Source organism: Streptomyces sp. NPDC030222 (genome assembly GCF_055573115.1).
In genome coordinates, this window is record NZ_JBVICA010000010.1 from 161000 (window position 1) to 181261 (window position 20262).

The following is a 20262-nucleotide window of genomic DNA, read 5'->3' on the forward strand; positions in this document are numbered from 1 at the left end:
GGTACGCGAAATCCGGGGGGCGCGCGACGTGGCGCAGTCCACAGCGGACCGTGGCGGGAATGCCTGTCATGGTGGCGATCAGCCGCGACAATACGTGTTGTCACGTGTTGTCCGCGGAACATCGCACCGCACGGCGCGCACGCTCGTTCTTCAGGACGGGTGCCCGGCGCGCCGCCAGGAGGGTGTGCCCCGGGTGACGGCCGAAGGAGCACTGATCGATGGGCGAGGGGTACGCATGACTGACACCGGCCAGGTCCCGGGCGAGGGACTGCCGGAGGACGCAGGCATGGTGGAGCAGCCGGGGGCGCCCGGGGCGTACACCTACCTCGCCCCCTCCGAGCAGGCAGCCGAGGAGGAGGACCTCCTGCTGATGCCCAGCGGGCAGGGCGGCTGGAGCGACCCCCAGATCGTGCCGCCGCCGGCCGCGGCGGCGGTCGCCCCCGCACCCGTACAGCCCGGCGTCGTCCCGGGCGAGGCCGTGTCGGCCGTGGTCCCCGGACAGGGCACAGCGCCGGCACCGGAGTACCTGACACCGCAGCCCGTCGTCCCGGGCCAGGCCGCTCCTGCGCCGCACGAGCAGGGCGCGCACGAGGCCGGCGGCCGCGACTCCGGTTCCGTCGACCTGAGTGCGGTCCGCGTTCCCGCGTCCTCGGCCACCCCCACCCCGCCGCCGTCCCCCCGGCCGCTGCACATGGGCCCGCCCACGCCCGAAGGCGGCGGTGTGGTGCGCTCGCTGGCCGACCGCGGACCGGCCGGCACGCCGCCGAACGCCATGGCCGCGCGCCCCGCCGGACCGCCGACGACCGGGCCGGAGTATCTCGACATCCCGCGGGACGAGCCCGCGCCGGTCGCCGCGCCGCAGCCCGCGGCGGCGTGGACCCCGATGCCCCCTCAGCCCCACCTCTCCCTGGGGAACCCGCTCGCCCCGGCGGAGACGGTCATGCCCCAGCCGGTGGCCCCGGCCGCTCCGGTGCCCGCCGCCGAGCCGGCCGCCCCCGAGCCCGCTGCCGCTGAACCCGTCGTCGCCGAAGCGGCGTCCGAGCAGTCGGCCGTGGTGACCGGACCCGAGGCCGTTCCGGCGGACCCGCAGCACTCCGAGGCCGTTCCGGCGGACCCGCAGCACTCCGAGGCGGTCGCGCCCGCCGTCGCGGAAGCCGCTCAGGCTCCGGCGACGATGGACACGCCGCCGGCGGGAGTCGCCGTGGCCGAGGCCGTTGTCGACCCGGCGCCCGCCGCGTCCGCGGGTCAGGCTCCGGCCGAGCAGGCGGTCGCCGGTGAGCAGCAGGCCTCGTCGGCCGACGAGGCCGCGCCTGCCGAGGTGCTTCCGGACGGAACGCCGTCCGGCCCGCCGCGGTCCGGGCCCGAGGGCGCGCAGGCGGCCGTCGCCGCAGAGCAGCCGCAGCCCGGCGGGCAGTTCGTCGCCGTCGACGGCCAGGTGCCGCCGGCGCCCCACCTCGCGCCGACGCCCGTCGAGACGCAGCCAGCGCCGTCGGTGACGGAACCGACCGAGGCGGCCGCACCGGCCGTCGACGCGCCCGTGCAGGAAGCCGCCACGCCCGTGCAGGAGGCCGCCGCCGGTACACAGCCGCAGCCCGGCGCCGCCGCTCCGGCGACGGCCGGGCAGAACGTGGACGTCGCCGAGTTCGCTCAGGCCGCCGAGCCGGCCGTGGCCGAGGCGGTCGCGGAGGGTGCGCCCGCTGAGGGTACGCAGGCACCGCAGCCGGTGGCCGAGGCCGCCGAACCCGTCGTCGGGGCCGTGCCGGTGACGTCGGCCGAGGCCGTCGAGCCGGCCGCGGAGCCGAACCCGACGCCCGCAGCCGGTCCGCAGCCCGGAGCCGTGGACGTGACGGAGGCCCCCGCCGTGGACCCCGCCGCGCAAGAGACGTCGGCCGCCGCTGCCGGAACCCCGTCCGCCGAGGCCGCTCCCGCCGATGCCGTGTCCGCCGAGGCCGCGCCTGCCGCCGAGCAGGAGCCCGTCCCGGCAGCCACGACCGGCCCGATCGCGACCGACCCGACCGTCATCGAGCCGGCCGCGACCGAGTCGGCCACCACGGATCCCGCGACGACCGAGCGGGCCGTGCAGGACTCCGCGGCGGTCCAGCCGGACGTCGAGGCCGGGCCGGAGCCCGCCGGGGAGCCGGAGACGCCCCAGGCCGTCCGGCCGCAGCCCGAGGCCGTTGCCGCGGCCACCGCGGCCGAGGCCGTCGACGCGACCCCCGAGACCGAAGTCGCCCCCGCCGCCGGCCCGGTGACTGCTGCCCCGGAGGCCGCGCCCGAGGACGCCGCACCGTCCGCCGAGCCGGTGAGCGCAATCGCCGAGCCGGTCACCGAGGAGGCGCCCGGCCAGGCGGACGAGGCCGGCAGCGACGACACCGCCGCTTCCGCAGCCGACCAACAGGCAGCCGCCGATGAGCAGGCGTCCGACCAGCAGGCCGCCGCCGACGGCGGAACCGGCTCCGTGCCCGTCGAGGCGCCCGCCGCACCGGCGCCCGCCTACGACGACGCCGAGCGCGAGGCCGTGCTCCGCGTGATGCGCGAGCGCCGCGACATCCGCAACGGCTTCCGCAGCGACCCGATCCCGCACGACGTGCTGCTCCGGGTCCTGGAGGCCGCGCACACGGCGCCGAGCGTGGGCCACTCCCAGCCCTGGGACTTCGTCGTCATCCGCTCGGCGGACACCCGGCAGGCCATGCACGAGCTGGCCCAGCGCCAGCGCGAGGCCTACGCCCAGTCACTCCCCAAGGGCCGGGCCAAGCAGTTCAAGGAACTGAAGATCGAGGCCATCCTCGACACACCGGTCAACATCGTCGTCACCGCCGACCCCACGCGCGGCGGCCGGCACACCCTCGGCCGGCACACCCAGCCCCAGATGGCTCCGTACTCCTCCGCGCTCGCCGTGGAGAACCTGTGGCTCGCGGCCCGCGCCGAGGGCCTGGGCGTCGGCTGGGTCAGCTTCTTCGACGAGCGCGAGATGGTCCGCGCCCTCGGACTGCCCGAGCACCTCGAAGTGGTCGCGTACCTGTGCGTGGGCTACGTCGACGAGTTCCCGGCGGAGCCGGAGCTGATGCAGGCCGGGTGGTCCAAGCGGCGCCCGCTGTCCTGGGTCGTCCACGAGGAGACCTACGGCCGGCGCGCCCTGCCGGGCGAGGAGCCCCACGACCTGCTCCAGGAAACCGTGTCGAGCATCCGTCCCCTCGACGCCAAGGCGCTCGGCGAGGCCTGGGAGCGCCAGCGGCGGATGACCAAGCCGGCCGGTGCGCTGGGCATGCTGGAGATCATCTCCGCACAGCTCTGCGGGCTGTCCCGGAAGTGCCCGCCGCCGATCCCGGAGCCCGCCGCCGTCGCGATCTTCGCCGGTGACCACGGAGTCCACGCCCAGGGCGTCACCGCCTGGCCCCAGGAGGTCACCGGCCAGATGGTGGCCAACTTCCTCGGCGGCGGCGCGGTCTGCAACGCCTTCGCCAACCAGGTCGGCGCCGAGGTCTGCGTCGTCGACGTCGGCGTCGCCGGCGACCTGCCGGCCACCCCGGGTCTGCTGCCCCGCAAGGTCCGGCCCGGCACCGCGGACTTCACCGCCGGTCCCGCGATGACCCGGGAGGAGGCCGTGGCCGCGATCGAGGTGGGCATCGAAACCGCCCGCGACCTGGTCGCCGCCGGCAACAAGGCACTGCTCACCGGCGAGATGGGCATCGCCAACACCACCGCGTCCGCGGCCCTGATCTCCGTGTACACCGAGGCCGACCCGGCCGAGGTCACCGGACGCGGCACCGGCATCGACGACGAGATGCACGCCCGAAAGGTCGACGTCGTCCGCCGTGCCCTGGAACTGCACCGGCCCGACCCGGCCGACCCGATCGGCGTCCTCGCGGCGATCGGCGGTCTGGAGCACGCGGCACTCGTCGGTTTCATCCTGGGCGGTTCGTCGCTGCGCACACCGGTCGTCCTGGACGGCGTGAGCGCCGGTGCGGCCGCCCTGGTCGCCCGCGCGATCGCCCCCGAGGCCCTCGCCGCCTGCATCGCCGGTCACCGCAGCGCCGAGCCCGGCCATGTCGCCGCGCTCAACAAGCTGGGCCTGCGCCCGCTGATCGACCTCGATCTGCGTCTGGGCGAGGGCACCGGTGCGCTGCTGGCGCTCCCCGTCGTGCAGAGCGCGGCCCGCGCGATGCACGAAGTCGCCACCTTCGACTCGGCGGGCGTCACCGAGAAGTAGTCCGCGGCGGCGCATCGGCCGCAGCCGCACACGAGGTGCGGCGTGACCCCGGGTGGGCCGCGCCGCACCTCACCACGTCCGGGACCGTCCACGGAGGTTCCCGTAACCCGTCCGACGGTGAACACCGGACCGGCGGCCCGTAAGGTGGTCGTCAAGACGCCGGAACACCTCGCCACCAGCCGCTCCAGCGCCGCAGCGGCCCCGAACCACGCGCCTCAGGAGCCCGCACCGCCATGGCAGAGCATGACGAGACCGCCGAGCACCCCGCCTACCCCGTAGGACTCCGACTGCACGGACGCCGCGTCGTCGTGATCGGCGGCGGCCAGGTCGCCCAGCGCCGTCTGCCCGCGCTCATCGCGGCGGGCGCCGACGTCGTGCTCGTCTCGCCCTCCGCCACCCCGTCCGTGGAGGCCATGGCGGAGGCCGGCGAGATCCGCTGGGAGCGCCGGCCGTACACGGAAGGGGATCTGGCCGACGCCTGGTACGCGCTGATCTCCTCCAGCGACCCGCAGGCCAACGCCACCGCGTCCGCGGAGGCCGAACGCAACCGCGTCTGGTGCGTCCGCAGTGACGACGCCGTGGCCGCGACCGCCTGGACCCCCGCCACCGGCCGCAGCGCCGGGGTCACCGTCGCCGTTCTCACCGGGCACGACCCCCGCCGTTCCGCCGCCGTCCGCGACGCGATCGTCGAGGGACTCGGCGACGGCTCCCTCGCCGCGCCGCACTTCCGGGGCCGCCAGGAGGGCCCCCGGGTGGCGCTCGTCGGCGGCGGACCCGGCGATCCCGACCTGATCACCGTGCGCGGCCGCCGACTGCTCGCCGAGGCCGACGTCGTGATCGCCGACCGTCTCGGCCCGCGCGACCTCCTCGACGAACTCCCGCCGCACGTCGAGGTGATCGACGCGGCGAAGATCCCGTACGGACGGTTCATGGCCCAGGAGGCCATCAACAACGCGCTCATCGAGCACGCCAAGGCCGGCAAGTACGTGGTCCGCCTCAAGGGCGGCGACCCGTATGTGTTCGGCCGGGGCATGGAGGAGGCGCAGGCGCTCGCCGAGGCGGGCATCCCCTGCACGGTCGTGCCCGGCATCTCCAGCTCCATCAGCGTGCCCGCCGCCGCCGGCATCCCGGTCACGCACCGCGGCGTGGCCCATGAGTTCACCGTGGTCAGTGGCCATGTGGCCCCGGACGACCCGCGGTCGCTGGTCGACTGGGAGGCACTCGCGCGGCTGCGCGGCACCCTGGTGATCCTCATGGGCGTCGACAAGATCGGCGCGATCTCGGCGGCCCTGATCGCCCACGGCCGGCCGGCGGACACCCCCGTCGCGGTGATCCAGGAAGGCACCACGGCGGCCCAGCGCCGGGTGAACGCGACCCTCGCCACGGTGGGGGAGCGGGTCGTCGCCGAGGAGGTCCGCCCGCCCGCCGTCATCGTGATCGGCGACGTCGTCGCCGTGCAGCCCGAATGACCCCACGGGGGCGCACCCTCCGCCAGGCGGTGTGCCCTTGAGTGACCGTTGGTAACGGATCTCAGTCCCAGCCGTTGGCACCCAGACCCGGACAAGGCAGTATCACCCTGTGGCCGACCTCATCACCATCGACGACCCCGCCGACCCGCGCCTGCGCGACTACACCGGACTGACCGACGTCGAACTCCGCCGTCGCAGGGAACCGGCCGAAGGGCTGTTCATCGCCGAGGGCGAGAAGGTCATCCGACGTGCCAGACACGCCGGGTACGAGATGCGTTCGATGCTCCTGTCCGCCAAGTGGATCGACACCATGCGGGACGTCATCGACGAGGTCCCGGCTCCCGTCTACGCGGTGAGCCCCGAACTCGCCGAACGCGTCACCGGCTACCACGTCCACCGCGGTGCCCTCGCCTCCATGCAGCGCAAGCCGCTCCCCGAGGCGCGGGACCTCCTCGCCGGGGCCCGCCGGGTCGTCGTCATGGAGTCGGTGAACGACCACACGAACATCGGCGCGATCTTCCGCAGCGCCGCCGCCCTCGGCATGGACGCGGTGCTGCTCTCCCCGGACTGTGCGGACCCGCTCTACCGGCGCTCGGTCAAGGTCTCCATGGGCGCGGTCTTCTCCGTCCCCTACGCCCGTCTCGAATCCTGGCCCAAGGGTCTGGAAACGGTACGGGAAGCGGGCTGCAGACTGCTCGCCCTCACCCCCGACGAGAAGGCGACCAGCATCGACGAAGCCGCCCCCCACCGCATGGAGCGCGTCGCCCTGATGCTGGGCGCCGAGGGCGAGGGCCTGTCCACCAGGGCGCTGATGGCCGCCGACGAATGGGTGCGCATCCCGATGGCGCACGGCGTCGACTCGCTCAACGTGGGCGCGGCCGCCGCGGTCGCCTTCTACGCGGTCACCGCGGGACGCCCCGGGGCCTGACCCCGGCGTCCGCCGTCCACCACCCCGGTGCGGGCGCGGAGCGGTCCAAGCGGACGGACGGGACGCCGATCCCGCGTTCCGGACCCTGACAGCCCTGCGCTGCCGTGATGCCCAGCGCGACCAGCAGCGTCACCACCAGGAACACCACGATCCGCTGTCGCAGCAGCCGGGGGTCGGCGGGCCGTCGCCCGGCGCCGGTGGTGCGTCCGGCCGTCGTGCCGGTGCCCCGCCGGCCGTTCGTCCGCGTCCCCGGGCGGGTGTTCCGTGCCGTCTGCGGCCGGGAACCGCCACGGGACGACGCGGGCCGTGAGGAGCCCTGGGGCCGGGGCCCGGAACCGCCGCCGGTACGACCCTCCGTGTCGCCGGGGACGCGTCGCCCGGGAAGGCGGGTCGTCTGATCGTGGCGGTCGGCCGCGGACGGAGCCGGCGGACGCGACTCGGCCAGCCCGTGGGCCTCGCGCGCGGCGATCTCCTTCAGGCGCATCGACAGCTGGAGCGTCGACGGACGTTCCTCCGGCTCCTTCGCCAGACAGGCGCGCACCAGCGGGGCCAGCGCGTCGGGCACCCCGCGCAACTGCGGCTCCTCGTGCACCACCCGGTAGAGCATGACCTCCGAACTGCCGTGTCCGAAGGGCGAGTCGCCCATCGCGGCGTACGCCAGCGTGGCGCCGAGGGAGAACACGTCGGTGGCCGGGGTGACCGCCGCGCCCCGCACCTGCTCCGGGGCCAGGAATCCCGGCGAACCCACCGCGGTGCCCACGTGCGTGAGGGTGCTCGCGCCCGTCGCCCACGCGATGCCGAAGTCGATGATCCGGGGGCCCTTGGGGGAGAGGAGGATGTTCGACGGCTTGAGGTCGCGGTGGACCACCCCGGCCTCGTGGACCGCCACCAGTCCCTCGGAGAGCGCGGCACCGATCGCGGCCACCTCGGCCGCGGTCAGCGGACCCTCACCGGCCACCTTGTCGTGCAGGGAGGGGCCCGGGACGTACTGGGTCGCGAACCACGGCCGCTCCGCCTCCAGATCGGCGGCCACCAGGCGCGCCGTACAGCCGCCGCGGATCCGCCGGGCGGCGGACACCTCGCGCGCGAACCGCGACCTGAACTCGTCGTCCTCGGCCAGATCCGGCCGGATGACCTTCAGTGCCACCCGCTGGCCGCGACGGTCGGAGCCGAGGTAGACGACCCCCATCCCGCCCGCGCCCAGTCGCCGGTGGAGCCTGAACGAGCCGACGACCCGCGGATCCTCGCGCCGGAGCCGCATCATCGCCATGTCCATCCCCGCTGCCCGGTGCCGTCTGACGTGGCACAGCTTACGTATCCACGGGCCGGTGTGCTCATAGGCCGCGCCCTCTCGACTCCATGGATTGCGCCTGCGTGCCGGGAGGTCCACGGCGGGCCGGGGACGCCGCAGAGCCCGCCTCGCCGTACCGGTCCATGATCCTAAGCTCCTTGTGAAGAAGGGGTGTTGAACCGGCGTCACATCACCACGCTGAGCCGGGGGATTGTCGCCGGTGCACGGGAGGGCCGTCCGAAGCGGCGTGGAGCCGGTCATCCCCCGACCTCTGGTAGAGGAGTGACGTGAGTGAAGTCACGCGGAGTGCCCGCCCCATGGGGGAAGACCCCGACCCACAGGCCTGCGTATCCACCCAGGGGAGTACACCGAAAGCGGACGCCTCATCCTCCCGTAGGCCGCCGAAGCGGTACGAAGGCATGACGACCCGAAGGGCCCGTCTTCCTAGGCTTGAGGTCAAGCGGCGGGTGAAGGTACTCGTCCCCCGAGGTCAGCCACCCGCCGCTGCAGGACACGAGGGGAGAGGAACCATGGCGGACACGGCAACGCGGACCATGCTCCGCACGCGGGGACACCAGGCGTACGCCGCATTCGGCGGCCGCCCGTCCGGAAGGCGCCACCCGCTGGTGGCCACCGCCATGGTGCTCCCGCTGGCCGCTGTGCTCGTCGTCGTCTTCGGCGGCTGGGAAGCAGTGGTCACCCAGGCGTCGTCCGTGGGCGTGATGCTGGGGCGCTGAGCGCGCCCCGGACCCGGGAAGAGCGGTCCGGGTCGGGGAACTCGCCCGAGACCCCGTGGGGACGGGGGTGTGGCGGACGGCAGCGTGTGCCCGGTCGGCTGGGGAGCCGACCGGGCCTCGCGCTTTCCTGCAGCAACGGAACACCGCCGCCGTCGGCTCAAACCCGTCGGCGTCCGCTGAGGCGAAACAGACACCCCAGCGGCGGCCGGGCCTCCGCCCGGTCGAGTCGCTGCGCGCCACCGACCTCGTAGGCTCGGCCGGGTGACCGCATCCGTCGTGCCCCGGCTGAACGCGTTCGCCCGTCGGGCCGCGCACCGCAGCGAGTGTTCCGTCTGCCCCGAGTCCGTCCTCGCCGAACGCGACGACGGAGTCGTGGTACGGCACGGCGACGTCGTCGCCAAGGCCCACGCCCCCGGAACGGACATCTCCGCGCTGGACGTCCGCCTGGCGGTCGCCGCGCACCCGCGGATGGAGGGCATCCTGCTGGCCCCTCTGTCCGTCGGAAAGGACCTCGACGGCCGGATGGTGACCGCCTGGCCGTGCGGCACACCCGTGAACCCGCGGGCGCCGGAGGCCGCGCCCTGGGAGGAGGCCGCCACGCTGCTCGCCGGACTGCACCGCGTCGACCCGGCCGGCCTCCCCGGACCGCTACCGCCCATGCGCGGGCCGGCCAAGGCCGCCGCGGCCGTGGCCCGGATGCGGGCGGCACGCGCACCGGGGGCCGATGCGGTCCTGCGCGCCTGGGCGCGGCTGCCCGCCTGGTCGCGCGGCGAGGCACCGGCCCCGGGCAGGCCGCGGCTCTGCCACGGCGATCTCCACCTGGGACAGCTCGTCCGACATCCCGCCGGCCACGGTCCGTGGCTGCTGATCGACGTCGACGACCTGGGCCTCGGCGATCCCGCGTGGGACCTGGCCCGGCCGGCCGCCTGGTTCGCCGCCGGAGTCCTCGGTGCGGAGGAGTGGGGGCGGTTCCTCCGGGCCTACCGGACGGCAGGCGGCCCGGTGGCCCGGGCCGACGAACCTTGGCGCGAACTCGACGTCCCCGCCCGGGCCCTGACCGTTCAGACCGCTGCGCTGGCACTGGCGAAATCCAGCGCGGAGGGCCGCTCCCTGGACGAAGCCGAGGAGCAGATGTTCCAGGCCTGTGTCCGAATCGCCACACTCCCGCCGGAGTTCGAGCCATAGGGTGAGGGCTCCGACACCACGGTGAGGAGCTGAACCGACATGCAGTGTCCCAAGTGTCACGCGCCGATGCACACGTACAACCGCAGCGGCATCCAGATCGAGCAGTGCAGCGGCTGCCGGGGGATATTCCTCGACTACGGCGAGCTGGAGTCGCTGACCCGTCTGGAGTCGCAGTGGGGGCAGCAGGCCCCGCCGCCCCCGCAGGGCTACCCGGCTCCCTCCGCACCCGCCTGGGGTGCCCCGCACCACGGCGGTCACCACGGCCATCACCGGCACCGCAGCTTCGGTCACATGCTCTTCTCGTCCTGACGCGTCCTGACGCGTCCCGCTCAGGGTCCGGACGCGTCCTCCCGAGGCATTCCGGGGCGTCCTGACGCGTCCTGGCGGAACGACGGAGCCCCCGACCGCGAGGCGGCCGGGGGCTCCGGGCTGTGGACGATACTGGGATTGAACCAGTGACCTCTTCCGTGTCAGGGAAGCGCTCTCCCGCTGAGCTAATCGTCCAGGACGGCGCAGAAGCTGCTCCGTACTGCGTGCGCGATACTGGGATTGAACCAGTGACCTCTTCCGTGTCAGGGAAGCGCTCTCCCGCTGAGCTAATCGCGCATGGGGACCCTTGCGGATCCAGTGGACGATACTGGGATTGAACCAGTGACCTCTTCCGTGTCAGGGAAGCGCTCTCCCGCTGAGCTAATCGTCCTTGGAGGTGGAGACGGGATTTGAACCCGTGTAGACGGCTTTGCAGGCCGTTGCCTCGCCTCTCGGCCACTCCACCCGGAGTGCAGGGGTTTCGGGAAGATCCCCCACGTCGAGCGGACGACGAGATTCGAACTCGCGACCCTCACCTTGGCAAGGTGATGCTCTACCAACTGAGCCACGTCCGCTTGTCGCTTTCCCGGTCCGCTCTCGCGTCCCGGCGACGAGTTGAACTCTAGCGGATTCCTGGGCCAGTACAAAAACGCGTTTCCGCAGCGTGCTGCGTTGTGCCTGCCGGAAGGGGCAGCCGGGGAGCTCCGCGGCAGCTCACGACCGCCCGACCTAGACTCACAACCGTGCACGACCTCGCCCCCATGGCCCGCTTCGGCGGCCTCGTCGCCTCCGATCTCCGGGACGTCACCAGCGACCCCGCGGCCCTCGACTCGACCGGCTTCTGGGCCGTCTCCGCCGACTTCGAGGGCCGTCTCGTCTGCGCGCGCTTCGGTGACGTACGGACCGCGCCCGTCCCCGCCCCCCGGCCGGGCAGGTGGCACGGGCCGTCCGCGGACGCCTGGACGTCCTCGCTGGACCGTGCCGCCTACGTCGCGGGCGTACGCCGCATCCGGGAGCACATCGCGGCCGGCGAGGTCTACCAGGCGAACCTCTGCCGGGTGCTCTCCGCCTCGCTGCCCGACGCCAGCGCGTCCGACGTCGACGCGCTGACGGCGCTGCTCGCCCGCGGCAACCCCGCCCCCTACGCAGGAACGATCCGGCTTCCCGCGCACGGCGTGGAGATCGCCACGGCCTCTCCCGAACTCTTCCTCCGGCGCACCGGGCGGACCGTCGAGTCGGGCCCGATCAAGGGCACCGGCCGCACCGCGGACGACCTGCTGGAGAAGGACCACGCCGAGAACGTGATGATCGTGGACCTGGTCCGCAACGACCTCGGGCGGGTCAGCGAGACGGGTTCGGTGAGCGTCCCCGCGCTGTGCGCGGTGGAGGAGCACCCCGGGCTGGTGCACCTCGTGTCGACCGTGCGCGGGAAGCTCGCCGAGAAGGCCGGCTGGCCCGAGCTGCTGGCCGCGACGTTCCCGCCCGGATCCGTGACGGGCGCCCCCAAGTCCAGCGCCCTGAAGATCATCGCCGCTCTGGAGACCGCCCCCCGCGGCCCCTACTGCGGAGGCATCGGCTGGGTGGACGCCGACCGCGGCACCGGGGAGCTGGCTGTCGGCATACGCACCTTCTGGATCGACCGGACCGCGCCCGCCGGCCCCGTCCTGCGCTTCGGCACCGGTGCCGGCATCACCTGGGGTTCCGACCCCGAACGCGAATGGGACGAGACCGAGCTCAAGGCCTCCCGCCTCCTCGCGGTAGCGTCGGGCGCGTACGAATCGCCGGGCGCGATCGAGGCGACGGGAAGGACCGTGTAGATGAAGATCTGGGTCAACGGTGGACTCCGGGAGGCCGACGCCGCCCTCGTGTCCGTGCTCGACCACGGCCTCACCGTGGGCGACGGCGTCTTCGAGACGGTCAAGGCCGCCGACGGGCGGCTCTTCGCCCTCACCCGGCACGTCGACCGGCTCGCCCGGTCCGCCCGCGGACTGGGCCTGCCCGAACCCGACCTCGACGAGGTCCGCGCGGCCTGCGCCGCCGTCCTGGAGGCCCACCCGGTGCCCCTCGGCAGGCTCCGGATCACCTACACCGGCGGCATCTCGCCGCTCGGTTCCGACCGCGGCGACGACACCCCCTCACTCGTCGTCGCGCTGGGCGAGTCCACCCGCCGGCCCGACACCACCGCGGTGATCACCGTCCCCTGGACGCGCAACGAACGCAGCGCCGTCGCCGGCCTCAAGACCACCTCCTACGCCGAGAACGTCGTCGCCCTCGCGCGGGCGCACCAGGAGGCGGCGTCCGAGGCGCTGTTCGCCAACACCCTGGGGCGCCTGTGCGAGGGCACCGGTTCCAACGTCTTCGTGGTCGTCGACGGCGAGCTGCACACCCCGCCGCTCTCCTCGGGCTGCCTCGCGGGCATCACCCGCGCCCTGGTCGTCGAGTGGACGGGGGCGCAGGAGACCGACCTTCCCCTGGACGTCCTGGAGACCGCCGAGGAGATCTTCCTGACCTCCACCCTCCGCGACGTCCAGGCGGTCCGCCGGGTGGACGGACGCCGGCTGAGCGGCGTTCCCGGCCCGGTCACCACCAAGGCCATGCGGGTCTTCGAGGACAACTCCGGCGCCGATCTGGATCCCTGACGGCCCGGAACGGTGGTGACGGGCGGGCGTCCAGCAGGTAGAACACCCATGATGACGACGACCCTGCGGCCGACCGGGCCGCTTCAGAAGGACGCCGAGGGCGCCACCACCCGCACCTACGACGTCTGCGTCAACGGCCGGCCCGTGGGTGCCGTGACCCTCGGCACGCATCCGACGCTCGGTCCTGCGGCGGGCCGGATCCGCTCGCTGCGCATCGATGAGCCGGACCGGAGGCGGGGCCGGGGCACGGTCGCCGCGCTCGCGGCGGAGGAGGTGCTGCGCGGCTGGCGCTGCACCCAGGTGCTGGTCTCGGTGCCCGCCGGTGCGTCGGCCGCGCTGCGTATGGCGACCGCGCTTGGTTACACCGAGCGCAACCGCGGCATGGTCAAGACCCTGCCGACGGAGCCCCCCGTCCTGGCGGCCGGTGCCGAGGCCCGGCCGATGACCGCGGAGGAGTACCCGGCCTGGCTGGAGCGGGCAGTGGCGGAGTACGCGCAGAGCTGGATCGACCGCGGCATACCGGAGGAGCGGGCCTGGGCCAAGTCCCGGGCCGACCACCGGAGTCAGCTGCCGGACGGCCTCGACACACCTGGAGCCGACATCCGGGTCCTGGTGCAGGAGGGCGCCGTCGTCGGCCATGTGTGGGTGGGGTCCCGTGAGCTCGCGCCCGGAGAGACCGCCGGGTTCGTGTGGGACGTCGAGGTCGCGGAGCAGCACCGCGGCCGCGGACACGGGCGGTCGCTGATGCTGCTGGCGGAACGGCTCACGCTGGCCGCCGGGTGGAGCCGGCTGGGGCTGAACGTCTTCGCCGGCAACACGCCGGCGGTCCGGCTGTACGAGTCGCTCGGGTACCAGACCACCGACCGGCATTTCTACAAGCCGCTGCTCTGAGCCGGGGGCGCTGTTCCGAGCGGGGCGGGCGGGGAACCGCACCGAGCGGTACGGGCGCCGGCCGGAACCGGGCAGACGCCTGCGCTGCCTCGCGGGACGGCGGGCCGCACGGGCCGCACGTGCCGGGCCACGCACGGGCCGGACGACCGGCCCGGCGGCAGCTCGCGGTCGCCCTGAGAGGTGAGCCGCCGACCCCGGAACCGTACGGGTCAGGACTCCGCGAGCAGCCGGTCCGCGATCTCCTCGATCCGTGCGCGGAGACCCTCCTGGCTCTTGCCGCCGTCCAGCCGTTCGCCGTCGATGACATAGGTCGGCGTACCGGTGACCCCGATGGCCTTGCCCTCGGCCTGGTCCGCGTCGACGACCAGGATGTGCCTGCCGTCGATCAGCGCCGTGTCGAACTCCTCCACGTCCAGGCCGAGTTCGGCGGCGACGCGCAGCAGGACCGGCTCGCCCTCCGCGGCCAGCTCGTCGGTACGAGCCAGGACGGCCTCCACGTAGGGCCAGCCCTGGCCCTGTTCGAACGCCTCCTCGGCGGCCTGGGCCGCGGCGAACGCGTGCTTGTGCTTCTCGAGGGGGAAGTGCCGCAGCCGCAGTTCCAGGCGGTCGCCGTAGCGGGCCCGCAGCGCGCGGAGGTCGTCCAGCGCGGCATGGCAGTCGGGGCACTGGAGCTCGCACCAGACATCCAGGACGACGGCACGGGCGGGGGAGGAATCACTCATGGGGCCAGTCTTCCAGCCGGGTGGGCAACCGCCGACCGGGACCCGGAGCCGGCGGTCCGGGGCCTCCCGGCCCGGATCTCCTCAGGGTGCCCCCGAGATCTCCCTGACGTTCGTGCCGGACCGTGGTTCCGTTCCGGGCGGCAGGGCAGGATGGAGGACGACGGGCTCGTGTGCGACCGGGGTTCGCAGGACCGCCGAGGTCCACCTGGTACGCACGAGAACGATCGGGAACGATCGGGAACGATCGAGCACCGAGCATGAACGAGAACGACGCAAGGCTGGAGGACGGGATGCTTGCCGAGACGGTGTGTGCCGCCGTATCCGCGGCCGGACTGGGTATCGCGGCCCTCACGGCGTACCGACGGCGCTTCGTCGCCGCGGCGCGTATCGCCGCCTATGCCCTGATCCCGGTCGGTCTGGTGATGACGGGTGTCGTGGACTGGCTGACCAGTGTGGTGTTCTCGCCCACCGTATGGGCGGGCTTCGGGGTGCTGGGGATGTCCTGGGCGCTGTTCGCCACCAGCCGGGCCGTCGAACGGCGGCGCGGCGGCACGCGCAAGGAGCGCAGGGCCGCGGAGGCCGCCCGGCGCGCGGAGGCGGTCGCACCGACCGCGGGCACGCCGTCCCTGGGGGCCGGCCGTGCCGAGCCGACAGCGGGGACCGCGGGTCGCGCGCAGCGGGCGTCGGCCGGCGGGGACGACGACTTCTCCGACATCGAGGCGATTCTGAAGAAGCACGGCATATGAGCCGAGCCCCGGTCACGGAGCGTGCAGGGGAGACGAACGTCTGACGTACGTACGGGTGAGCGAATCATCCGGCCGGGAAATCACCCGACCGTGCTGCCGTCCGGGCGTGTTGTCTGATCTTCCAGGGCCGGTTGCGCCATCATCGCCCCGAGATGCTGGACACCTCCCGGGACGATGCACCCGCCCCCGCTCCTTTGCCCGACGCCGCACGACACGGCTGTCTTTTCGCGCTCTCCCAGCCACCGCTGATGATCTTCCTGGCGGTGATCGGCGCTCTGCTGCTGCTGGCGGCGCTGCACGATCTGTTCCTGCTGTGAACGGGGCGGCACCGCTGCGGGCGCCCCCGCGGTGCCCGTCCTGGTCGCGGTGTGCCGGCCCGGGGCCGTCGGCGTTCCCCGGGCGCGGCTCAGCTCGCCGCCTCCTTGCGGCGCGCGCGGTAGGCGGCCACATGGAGACGGTTCCCGCAGGTGCGGCTGTCGCAGTAGCGGCGCGAGCGGTTGCGCGACAGGTCGACGAAGGCGTGACGGCAGTCGGGGGCCTCGCAGCGGCGCAGCCGCTCCTGCTCTCCCGACACGACGATGAAGGCGAGGGCCATACCGCAGTCCGCCGCGAGGTGGTCGGCGACGGACGCCCCGGGTGCGAAGTAGTGGACGTGCCAGTCGTAGCCGTCGTGGTCGGTGAGCTGCGGGGTGGTTCCCGCCGCGGCGACGGTCTGGTTGATCAGTTCCGCGGCGGCGCGGGCGTCGGGTGCCGCGAAGACGTCGGCGAAGCGCGTCCGCACGGCCCGTACGGCCCGCAGATCCTCCTCGTCGAGGTCGGCGACTCCGCTGATCGAGTGGTCCCGTACGAAGCCGTACAGCGCTTCGACGTCGGCGAGCCGGTCGTCGGCCTCGCTCTCCGGCGCGGTGTTCACCAGATCGACGACGACGTCGAGGGCGATCCGGGTGTCGTGGGGAATCAGCACGATTCGCTCCCTGGCCTGCGGCGGGCGGGCGCCCGCCGACTGGCCGTCGACTCTAGCGGCTCGCACGAAACGGCAGCGGCGCCGTCCCCGCGGAGTGCTCCGCAGGAACGGCGCCGATGGCCGGTGTCCGCCGTATGTGGTGATCCACGCGGCGCCGTCTCCCCGAGTCGGACGGCGCCGTGCGGCTCTCGGCCTGGCTCAGCTCTCGGCCAGGATGTGCGAGAGCTCCGTGTCGAGATCGAAGTGGCGGTGCTCGGTGCCCGGTGGCACCGCGGCGTCGGTCCGCTTCAGGAACGACTCCAGGGCCCGCGCCGGGGCCTCGAGCAGCGCCTCGCCTTCCGGGGAGCTGAGGGCGATGCAGACGACGCCCTGGCCGTGGCTGCGGGACGGCCAGACTCTGACGTCGCCGGTTCCGGTGGGCCGGTGCAGACCCTCGGCGAGGAGGTCGCGGGCGAACACCCACTCGACGGTCTCCTCGGCTCCGGTGTGGAAAGTGGCGTGCACGGCATAGGGATCGGCCGTGTCATACCGCAGGCCCGCGGGTACAGGCAGTGAGGACTCGCTCGATACAACGAGGCGCAGGTGCAGCTCGCAGCTGACCGTGGTGTTCATAAGCGCCAGGGCCTTTCGCTCAGTGTGCGCTCGGGGATTCGCACGTCGGCGAAATCGACATGCCACCTACGATGCCGTTGTAAACCCCTCTGCCGTTTTTGCGGTTCTTCGCGTAGCTCGGCCGGCGCAGTGTCACTGCGAGTCATACGGCCATCCCGGCAGCGCCCGCCGTCAGGTACTTTTGTGGTCATGAATACGGGGAGTGACAGGCGCGACCGAGTAGTCGACGCCGCTGCCGACGCCATGGACGCGACTGTCGCCGGGACGGGCGACGCACCCGCCTCCGAGGACGGAACGCCGAAGCCGGAACGGGAGCTCGGCTCCCGGGCCCCGCGGTTCATCCGGGCGTCCCGGCCCCTGCACATGAGCTGGCAGGTCGGGGTGTTCCTGGTGGGCCTGGCCGTGGTGGGCGCCGGTGTCGTCATGCTGCCGCTCCCCGGGCCCGGCTGGTTGGTGATCTTCGGCGGTATGGCGATCTGGGCCACCGAGTTCGTCTGGGCGCAACTCGTCCTCCGCTGGACCAAGCGCAAGGTCACCGAGGCCGCCCAGCGTGCCCTCGACCCCGCGGTGCGGCGCCGCAACATCATCCTCACCACGGTGGGTCTGGTGATCGTCGCGGTGCTGCTGGGGATCTACGTCTGGAAGTTCGGCATCGTCATGCCGTGGAAGATCAACGAGTGATCCGGATGGTCCGGAGTAGCCGCTCACATGGGGTAATGTTTGCGGTGCGCCCGGGCGATTAGCTCAGCGGGAGAGCGCTTCGTTCACACCGAAGAGGTCACTGGTTCGATCCCAGTATCGCCCACCCCGGACCGAAGGCCCGGAGGCTTCCACAGCCTCCGGGCCTTCGGCGTCAGCGCATCCGCGCCAGCCGCTCCCGCAGCCGACGGGCGTCACGCAGCCGCTGCTCGTACGTCGCCCCCACGGCCAGCAACAGCAGTCCTGCTGCCGCCGGCGGCAGCCAGCGGGGCAGCGCACCCATGGCCTGCACCACATACGGCGCCAGCTCGTGCAGGGCCACCATCGCCAGCACCACCCCGCCCAGCACCAGTGGCGCCTGGAGCCGCAGCCGAGCCCCCGCCAGGGTGACCGCGAGGGCGGCAATCCCCAGCAGCAGCGGACGCAGCCACCCGCCGTCGCCCCAGGCGGCGACCAGGCTCGGCACCAGCGTCGCGGCCAGGCCCGGCCCGTAAGCGGTCCAGGACGACGACTCCGGGTCCCTGCGCCGCCGCAGCACACCGACGGCCAGGGCGGGCACCGTCACCGGGAGCGTGTACGCCTCCGGTACCGTCACCCCGGACGCCGCCAGGCGCACCCACATCGCCGCCACGCAGAGCACCCCCGCCGCGTATCCCACCGGCCGGCGGTCCTCCCGCACCGCGGTCGCCGCCGCGATCACCCCGGCGAGCGCCAGAACCAGCGACAGCGTCGGTGCGTGGCCGACGGCCAGGAGCACCGCGAGCAGCCCCGCGACGGCACCCGAAACCTCCAGCGGAAGCCCCACCGCACGGCCGCCCGGGAGGGCCGCCAGCGCGGCCGCCGCAGCGGGGACGAGCAGCACCAGCAGGGCCACCTGGTGGACGGGCAGACCCAGGGCCGCCCCGACGGCGCACACCAGCCCCGTCGCGCAGGCCACCGCCACTGCCGCGGACACCTGCCCGAACGCGCCGCCACCGAGCGTCGCGACCGCGAACAGCGCCGTCATCACGCCCAGCACGGCGAACGTGGCGGGCTGCGAGGCGAGCGCCGACAGCGACACCGAGGCGCCCCCGGCGAGCGCGCACCCGAAGGCCACCCGCCGTGCGACCGCGGCTCCGTCCGCACCTGCCGCCCGCACCGCGAGCGGCGTGCGCACCACGACCACCGCCGCCACCGTCAGCAGCACCTGGACCGTCACCGCGACAACGAAGCCCGCGTCCGCCACGGCCGGCAGCACCGCGAGCGCCGCCCACACCGCACCGAACGCACCCGCCGCAGCGGCAGCGCGCCGCGCCACGGGCACGGCCGACAGTCGGCCCGCCACCGCGGACACCATCGCAACGACCAGCAGCACCAGGGGTGCCGCGGACAGCTCCGACCACGGGAACCCGCCCGGCAGAGCGCCCCGCGCACCTTCCGGAGCACCCGACCACACCGAGTCCGCCCAGCGGACCGGTCCGACCACCACGACACCCACCACCGGCAGGGCCCACACGGCGGCACATGCCTGCACCGCCCCGGCCGCACCCGCGGCACCGAGCAGCACACCGCGGGGCAGCCGCCCGCGCAGCGCCACCACCGACCCCAGCAGGGCCACGGCGCCCAGCAGATACCCCGTCACGGCCCACCCGTCGGCCACCACCGGCCGGACCACACCGCCCACCGCGGTCACGGCCGACAGACCCGCGACGGCCGCACACGGAACCGCCGTCGCCGGGGCGCGCCACGCGGCCCACAGCGCCACGGCCGCGGCGGTCACCAGCAGCGCACCCGGCGCAGCGGCACCGACCGGACCGTCCGCGGACAGCGAGAGCCAGCCGGCGCCCAGCAGAGCCCAGCCGCCGACCAGCCCGGCGCCGGTGCCCGCGAGGACGCGTACCACCCGGGGTGCCCGGCCCCACAGCGCGACCGCCGTGTCGAGACCCGCGGTGGCGAGCAGCGCCCAGGCGATCGTGAGCGGACCGGCCTCCGCGGCGACGGCCGCGAGCGGCAGCGGCAGCTGGGCGGTGACCACGGCGGCCGCCGAGGGCAGCCGCAGCCGGCCGAGCGCCGTGCCGTAGGCGGCCCACAGCAGGGCCAGTACCGCGGACGCCGCGGCCGAGTAGGCGAGGCCGTCCGTACCGGGCAGTGCGACCTCGTGGACGGCGTAGGCGTCCAGGACGGTCAGGGCCAGACCGAGTCCGCCCACGGCTTCTGCGGTGGACCGCAGCCCGCGGCGCAGCAGCCACACCGGCGCTCCCAGCGCCGCGGCGGTGACCGCCGTCAGCACGGCGGACCGCCCGCCGATGCCCATGTGGCCCCAGCTGACCAGGGTGAAGGCGACCGCGGCCACGGTGAGCAGCACCCCGCCGAGCGCCAGCAGCACGTTCTGCACGCTGGGCGGTGACGCCTCGGGCCGACGCGCGGCCGCCGGGAACGGAGGGGGAGGCAAGGTGGCGGCGGGCGGCTGCAGCACGCTGAGCAGCCAGGCCCGGCGGGCCAGCAACTGCGCGCGGTGCGCATCGAGTCGGGCCAGCTCGCGGTCGAGGATCGCCAGTTCCTCGGCGGGTGGCGGAACGTTCTCCATGTCCTGGAGTGTGGTCCGCGACACAGGGCTCGCACATGGGTGCGGGTACTCAGTTCCGTGGTGAGTACGCGGGTACGTTGCCGCGTCGAGTACGGACCCGGACCGGCACCGAGCCCGGGGACGCAGCCGAGCCGGGGACGCAGCCGAGCCGGGAATACGGCCGAGCCGGGAATACGGCCGAGCCGGGAATGCCGGGCCCAATGACAGTGCCGGGCCGAATGACAAAGGGCCGAACGACAAAGGGGAGCCGCCGGATACGGACGGAATCCGGGGTGCGCCGATGAGTCCCCGGTG

Annotated in this window: 17 protein-coding genes and 6 tRNA genes; 13 read left to right on the forward strand and 10 right to left on the reverse strand. The window is 73.9% G+C overall.

What is annotated here, in order from left to right:
• Positions 1 to 235 precede the first annotated feature (235 nt).
• From cobT to ACZ4Z5_RS17000, 3 genes are all read left to right on the forward strand, one after another.
• A complete protein-coding gene (gene cobT, locus ACZ4Z5_RS16990) occupies positions 236 to 4210 on the forward strand; it encodes a nicotinate-nucleotide--dimethylbenzimidazole phosphoribosyltransferase (protein WP_468263014.1) in 3975 nt (1324 codons plus the stop codon).
• Positions 4211 to 4443: 233 nt separating this feature from the next.
• A complete protein-coding gene (gene cobA, locus ACZ4Z5_RS16995) occupies positions 4444 to 5679 on the forward strand; it encodes a uroporphyrinogen-III C-methyltransferase (RefSeq protein ID WP_468263016.1) in 1236 nt (411 codons plus the stop codon).
• Between the two features lie 109 nt (positions 5680 to 5788).
• Entirely contained in the window at positions 5789 to 6607 is an 819-nt protein-coding gene (locus ACZ4Z5_RS17000) for a TrmH family RNA methyltransferase (protein ID WP_468263019.1), read from the forward strand.
• Here the strand turns inward: ACZ4Z5_RS17000 and ACZ4Z5_RS17005 are convergent.
• A complete protein-coding gene (locus ACZ4Z5_RS17005) occupies positions 6582 to 7877 on the reverse strand; it encodes a serine/threonine-protein kinase (protein WP_468263022.1) in 1296 nt (431 codons plus the stop codon). The two genes, ACZ4Z5_RS17000 and ACZ4Z5_RS17005, sit on opposite strands and share 26 nt — an antisense overlap.
• Before the next feature lie 551 nt (positions 7878 to 8428).
• On the opposite strand from ACZ4Z5_RS17005, the gene ACZ4Z5_RS17010 reads away from it, so the two are divergent.
• The 3 genes from ACZ4Z5_RS17010 to ACZ4Z5_RS17020 all read left to right on the forward strand — a co-directional run bounded on the left by ACZ4Z5_RS17010 (position 8429) and on the right by ACZ4Z5_RS17020 (position 10129).
• Entirely contained in the window at positions 8429 to 8635 is a 207-nt protein-coding gene (locus ACZ4Z5_RS17010; RefSeq protein WP_468263025.1) for a hypothetical protein, read from the forward strand.
• A gap of 261 nt (positions 8636 to 8896) precedes the next feature.
• Complete coding sequence (locus ACZ4Z5_RS17015; RefSeq protein ID WP_468263028.1) at positions 8897 to 9820, forward strand: phosphotransferase family protein; 924 nt, start codon at positions 8897 to 8899, stop codon at positions 9818 to 9820.
• A 39-nt stretch (positions 9821 to 9859) separates the two neighbouring features.
• The gene (locus tag ACZ4Z5_RS17020) at positions 9860 to 10129 is read left to right on the forward strand and encodes a TFIIB-type zinc ribbon-containing protein (protein ID WP_468263031.1); all 270 of its coding nucleotides are present in this window, start codon (positions 9860 to 9862) and stop codon (positions 10127 to 10129) included.
• 123 nt (positions 10130 to 10252) lie between these two features.
• Here ACZ4Z5_RS17020 and ACZ4Z5_RS17025 read toward each other — a convergent pair.
• From ACZ4Z5_RS17025 to ACZ4Z5_RS17045, 5 genes are all read right to left on the reverse strand, one after another.
• Positions 10253 to 10324 (reverse strand) — tRNA-Val (locus ACZ4Z5_RS17025).
• Between the two features lie 30 nt (positions 10325 to 10354).
• Positions 10355 to 10426: transfer RNA gene (locus ACZ4Z5_RS17030), tRNA-Val, on the reverse strand.
• Positions 10427 to 10448: 22 nt separating this feature from the next.
• Positions 10449 to 10520, reverse strand: a tRNA-Val gene (locus tag ACZ4Z5_RS17035).
• A 1-nt stretch (position 10521) separates the two neighbouring features.
• Positions 10522 to 10595 (reverse strand) — tRNA-Cys (locus ACZ4Z5_RS17040).
• Positions 10596 to 10631: 36 nt separating this feature from the next.
• Positions 10632 to 10704: transfer RNA gene (locus ACZ4Z5_RS17045), tRNA-Gly, on the reverse strand.
• 168 nt (positions 10705 to 10872) lie between these two features.
• Between ACZ4Z5_RS17045 and ACZ4Z5_RS17050 the strand changes: the two genes are divergently transcribed.
• Genes ACZ4Z5_RS17050 through ACZ4Z5_RS17060 form a run of 3 tightly spaced genes read left to right on the forward strand, consistent with a single transcriptional unit; the run spans position 10873 to position 13659 of the window.
• Entirely contained in the window at positions 10873 to 11946 is a 1074-nt protein-coding gene (locus ACZ4Z5_RS17050) for a chorismate-binding protein (protein ID WP_468263034.1), read from the forward strand.
• The gene (locus ACZ4Z5_RS17055) at positions 11947 to 12768 is read left to right on the forward strand and encodes an aminotransferase class IV (protein WP_468263037.1); all 822 of its coding nucleotides are present in this window, start codon (positions 11947 to 11949) and stop codon (positions 12766 to 12768) included.
• A 51-nt stretch (positions 12769 to 12819) separates the two neighbouring features.
• Positions 12820 to 13659 carry a GNAT family N-acetyltransferase gene (locus tag ACZ4Z5_RS17060; protein WP_468263245.1) on the forward strand — a complete coding sequence of 280 codons (840 nt, stop codon included), beginning with the start codon at positions 12820 to 12822 and terminating at the stop codon, positions 13657 to 13659.
• A 209-nt stretch (positions 13660 to 13868) separates the two neighbouring features.
• On the opposite strand, the gene ACZ4Z5_RS17065 is transcribed toward ACZ4Z5_RS17060, so the two are convergent.
• Positions 13869 to 14381, reverse strand: coding sequence for a DsbA family protein (locus tag ACZ4Z5_RS17065; protein WP_468263040.1), 513 nt, complete (start codon positions 14379 to 14381; stop codon positions 13869 to 13871).
• A gap of 290 nt (positions 14382 to 14671) precedes the next feature.
• Between ACZ4Z5_RS17065 and ACZ4Z5_RS17070 the strand changes: the two genes are divergently transcribed.
• Positions 14672 to 15127, forward strand: a complete 456-nt coding sequence (locus ACZ4Z5_RS17070) for a hypothetical protein (protein ID WP_468263248.1) — start codon at positions 14672 to 14674, stop codon at positions 15125 to 15127.
• A gap of 152 nt (positions 15128 to 15279) precedes the next feature.
• A complete protein-coding gene (locus ACZ4Z5_RS17075) occupies positions 15280 to 15444 on the forward strand; it encodes a hypothetical protein (RefSeq protein WP_468263042.1) in 165 nt (54 codons plus the stop codon).
• 89 nt (positions 15445 to 15533) lie between these two features.
• Here the strand turns inward: ACZ4Z5_RS17075 and ACZ4Z5_RS17080 are convergent, their stop codons facing one another.
• Positions 15534 to 16091 carry a CGNR zinc finger domain-containing protein gene (locus tag ACZ4Z5_RS17080; protein WP_468263045.1) on the reverse strand — a complete coding sequence of 186 codons (558 nt, stop codon included), beginning with the start codon at positions 16089 to 16091 and terminating at the stop codon, positions 15534 to 15536.
• A gap of 198 nt (positions 16092 to 16289) precedes the next feature.
• Entirely contained in the window at positions 16290 to 16703 is a 414-nt protein-coding gene (locus ACZ4Z5_RS17085) for an SsgA family sporulation/cell division regulator (RefSeq protein ID WP_003959770.1), read from the reverse strand.
• Between the two features lie 189 nt (positions 16704 to 16892).
• On the opposite strand from ACZ4Z5_RS17085, the gene ACZ4Z5_RS17090 reads away from it, so the two are divergent.
• Both ACZ4Z5_RS17090 and ACZ4Z5_RS17095 read left to right on the forward strand, forming a co-directional pair.
• Positions 16893 to 17384, forward strand: coding sequence for a TIGR02611 family protein (locus ACZ4Z5_RS17090; RefSeq protein ID WP_468263048.1), 492 nt, complete (start codon positions 16893 to 16895; stop codon positions 17382 to 17384).
• Positions 17385 to 17436: 52 nt separating this feature from the next.
• Positions 17437 to 17508, forward strand: a tRNA-Val gene (locus ACZ4Z5_RS17095).
• Positions 17509 to 17556: 48 nt separating this feature from the next.
• Here the strand turns inward: ACZ4Z5_RS17095 and ACZ4Z5_RS17100 are convergent.
• A complete protein-coding gene (locus ACZ4Z5_RS17100) occupies positions 17557 to 19968 on the reverse strand; it encodes an SCO7613 C-terminal domain-containing membrane protein (protein ID WP_468263052.1) in 2412 nt (803 codons plus the stop codon).
• Positions 19969 to 20262 lie beyond the last annotated feature (294 nt).

Excerpts from the sequence above, each read along its gene's own strand:
- cobA (WP_468263016.1), top strand. The coding sequence starts at position 4,444 with ATGGCAGAGCATGACGAGACCGCCGAGCACCCCGCCTACCCCGTAGGA.
- ACZ4Z5_RS17005 (WP_468263022.1), bottom strand. The coding sequence starts at position 7,877 with ATGGCGATGATGCGGCTCCGGCGCGAGGATCCGCGGGTCGTCGGCTCG.
- ACZ4Z5_RS17020 (WP_468263031.1), top strand. The coding sequence starts at position 9,860 with ATGCAGTGTCCCAAGTGTCACGCGCCGATGCACACGTACAACCGCAGC.
- ACZ4Z5_RS17065 (WP_468263040.1), bottom strand. The coding sequence starts at position 14,381 with ATGAGTGATTCCTCCCCCGCCCGTGCCGTCGTCCTGGATGTCTGGTGC.
- ACZ4Z5_RS17085 (WP_003959770.1), bottom strand. The coding sequence starts at position 16,703 with ATGAACACCACGGTCAGCTGCGAGCTGCACCTGCGCCTCGTTGTATCG.
- ACZ4Z5_RS17075 (WP_468263042.1), top strand. The coding sequence starts at position 15,280 with ATGCTGGACACCTCCCGGGACGATGCACCCGCCCCCGCTCCTTTGCCC.
- cobT (WP_468263014.1), top strand. The coding sequence starts at position 236 with ATGACTGACACCGGCCAGGTCCCGGGCGAGGGACTGCCGGAGGACGCA.
- ACZ4Z5_RS17055 (WP_468263037.1), top strand. The coding sequence starts at position 11,947 with ATGAAGATCTGGGTCAACGGTGGACTCCGGGAGGCCGACGCCGCCCTC.
- ACZ4Z5_RS17090 (WP_468263048.1), top strand. The coding sequence starts at position 16,893 with ATGAATACGGGGAGTGACAGGCGCGACCGAGTAGTCGACGCCGCTGCC.
- ACZ4Z5_RS17070 (WP_468263248.1), top strand. The coding sequence starts at position 14,672 with ATGCTTGCCGAGACGGTGTGTGCCGCCGTATCCGCGGCCGGACTGGGT.
- ACZ4Z5_RS17060 (WP_468263245.1), top strand. The coding sequence starts at position 12,820 with ATGACGACGACCCTGCGGCCGACCGGGCCGCTTCAGAAGGACGCCGAG.
- ACZ4Z5_RS17010 (WP_468263025.1), top strand. The coding sequence starts at position 8,429 with ATGGCGGACACGGCAACGCGGACCATGCTCCGCACGCGGGGACACCAG.
- ACZ4Z5_RS17100 (WP_468263052.1), bottom strand. The coding sequence starts at position 19,968 with ATGGAGAACGTTCCGCCACCCGCCGAGGAACTGGCGATCCTCGACCGC.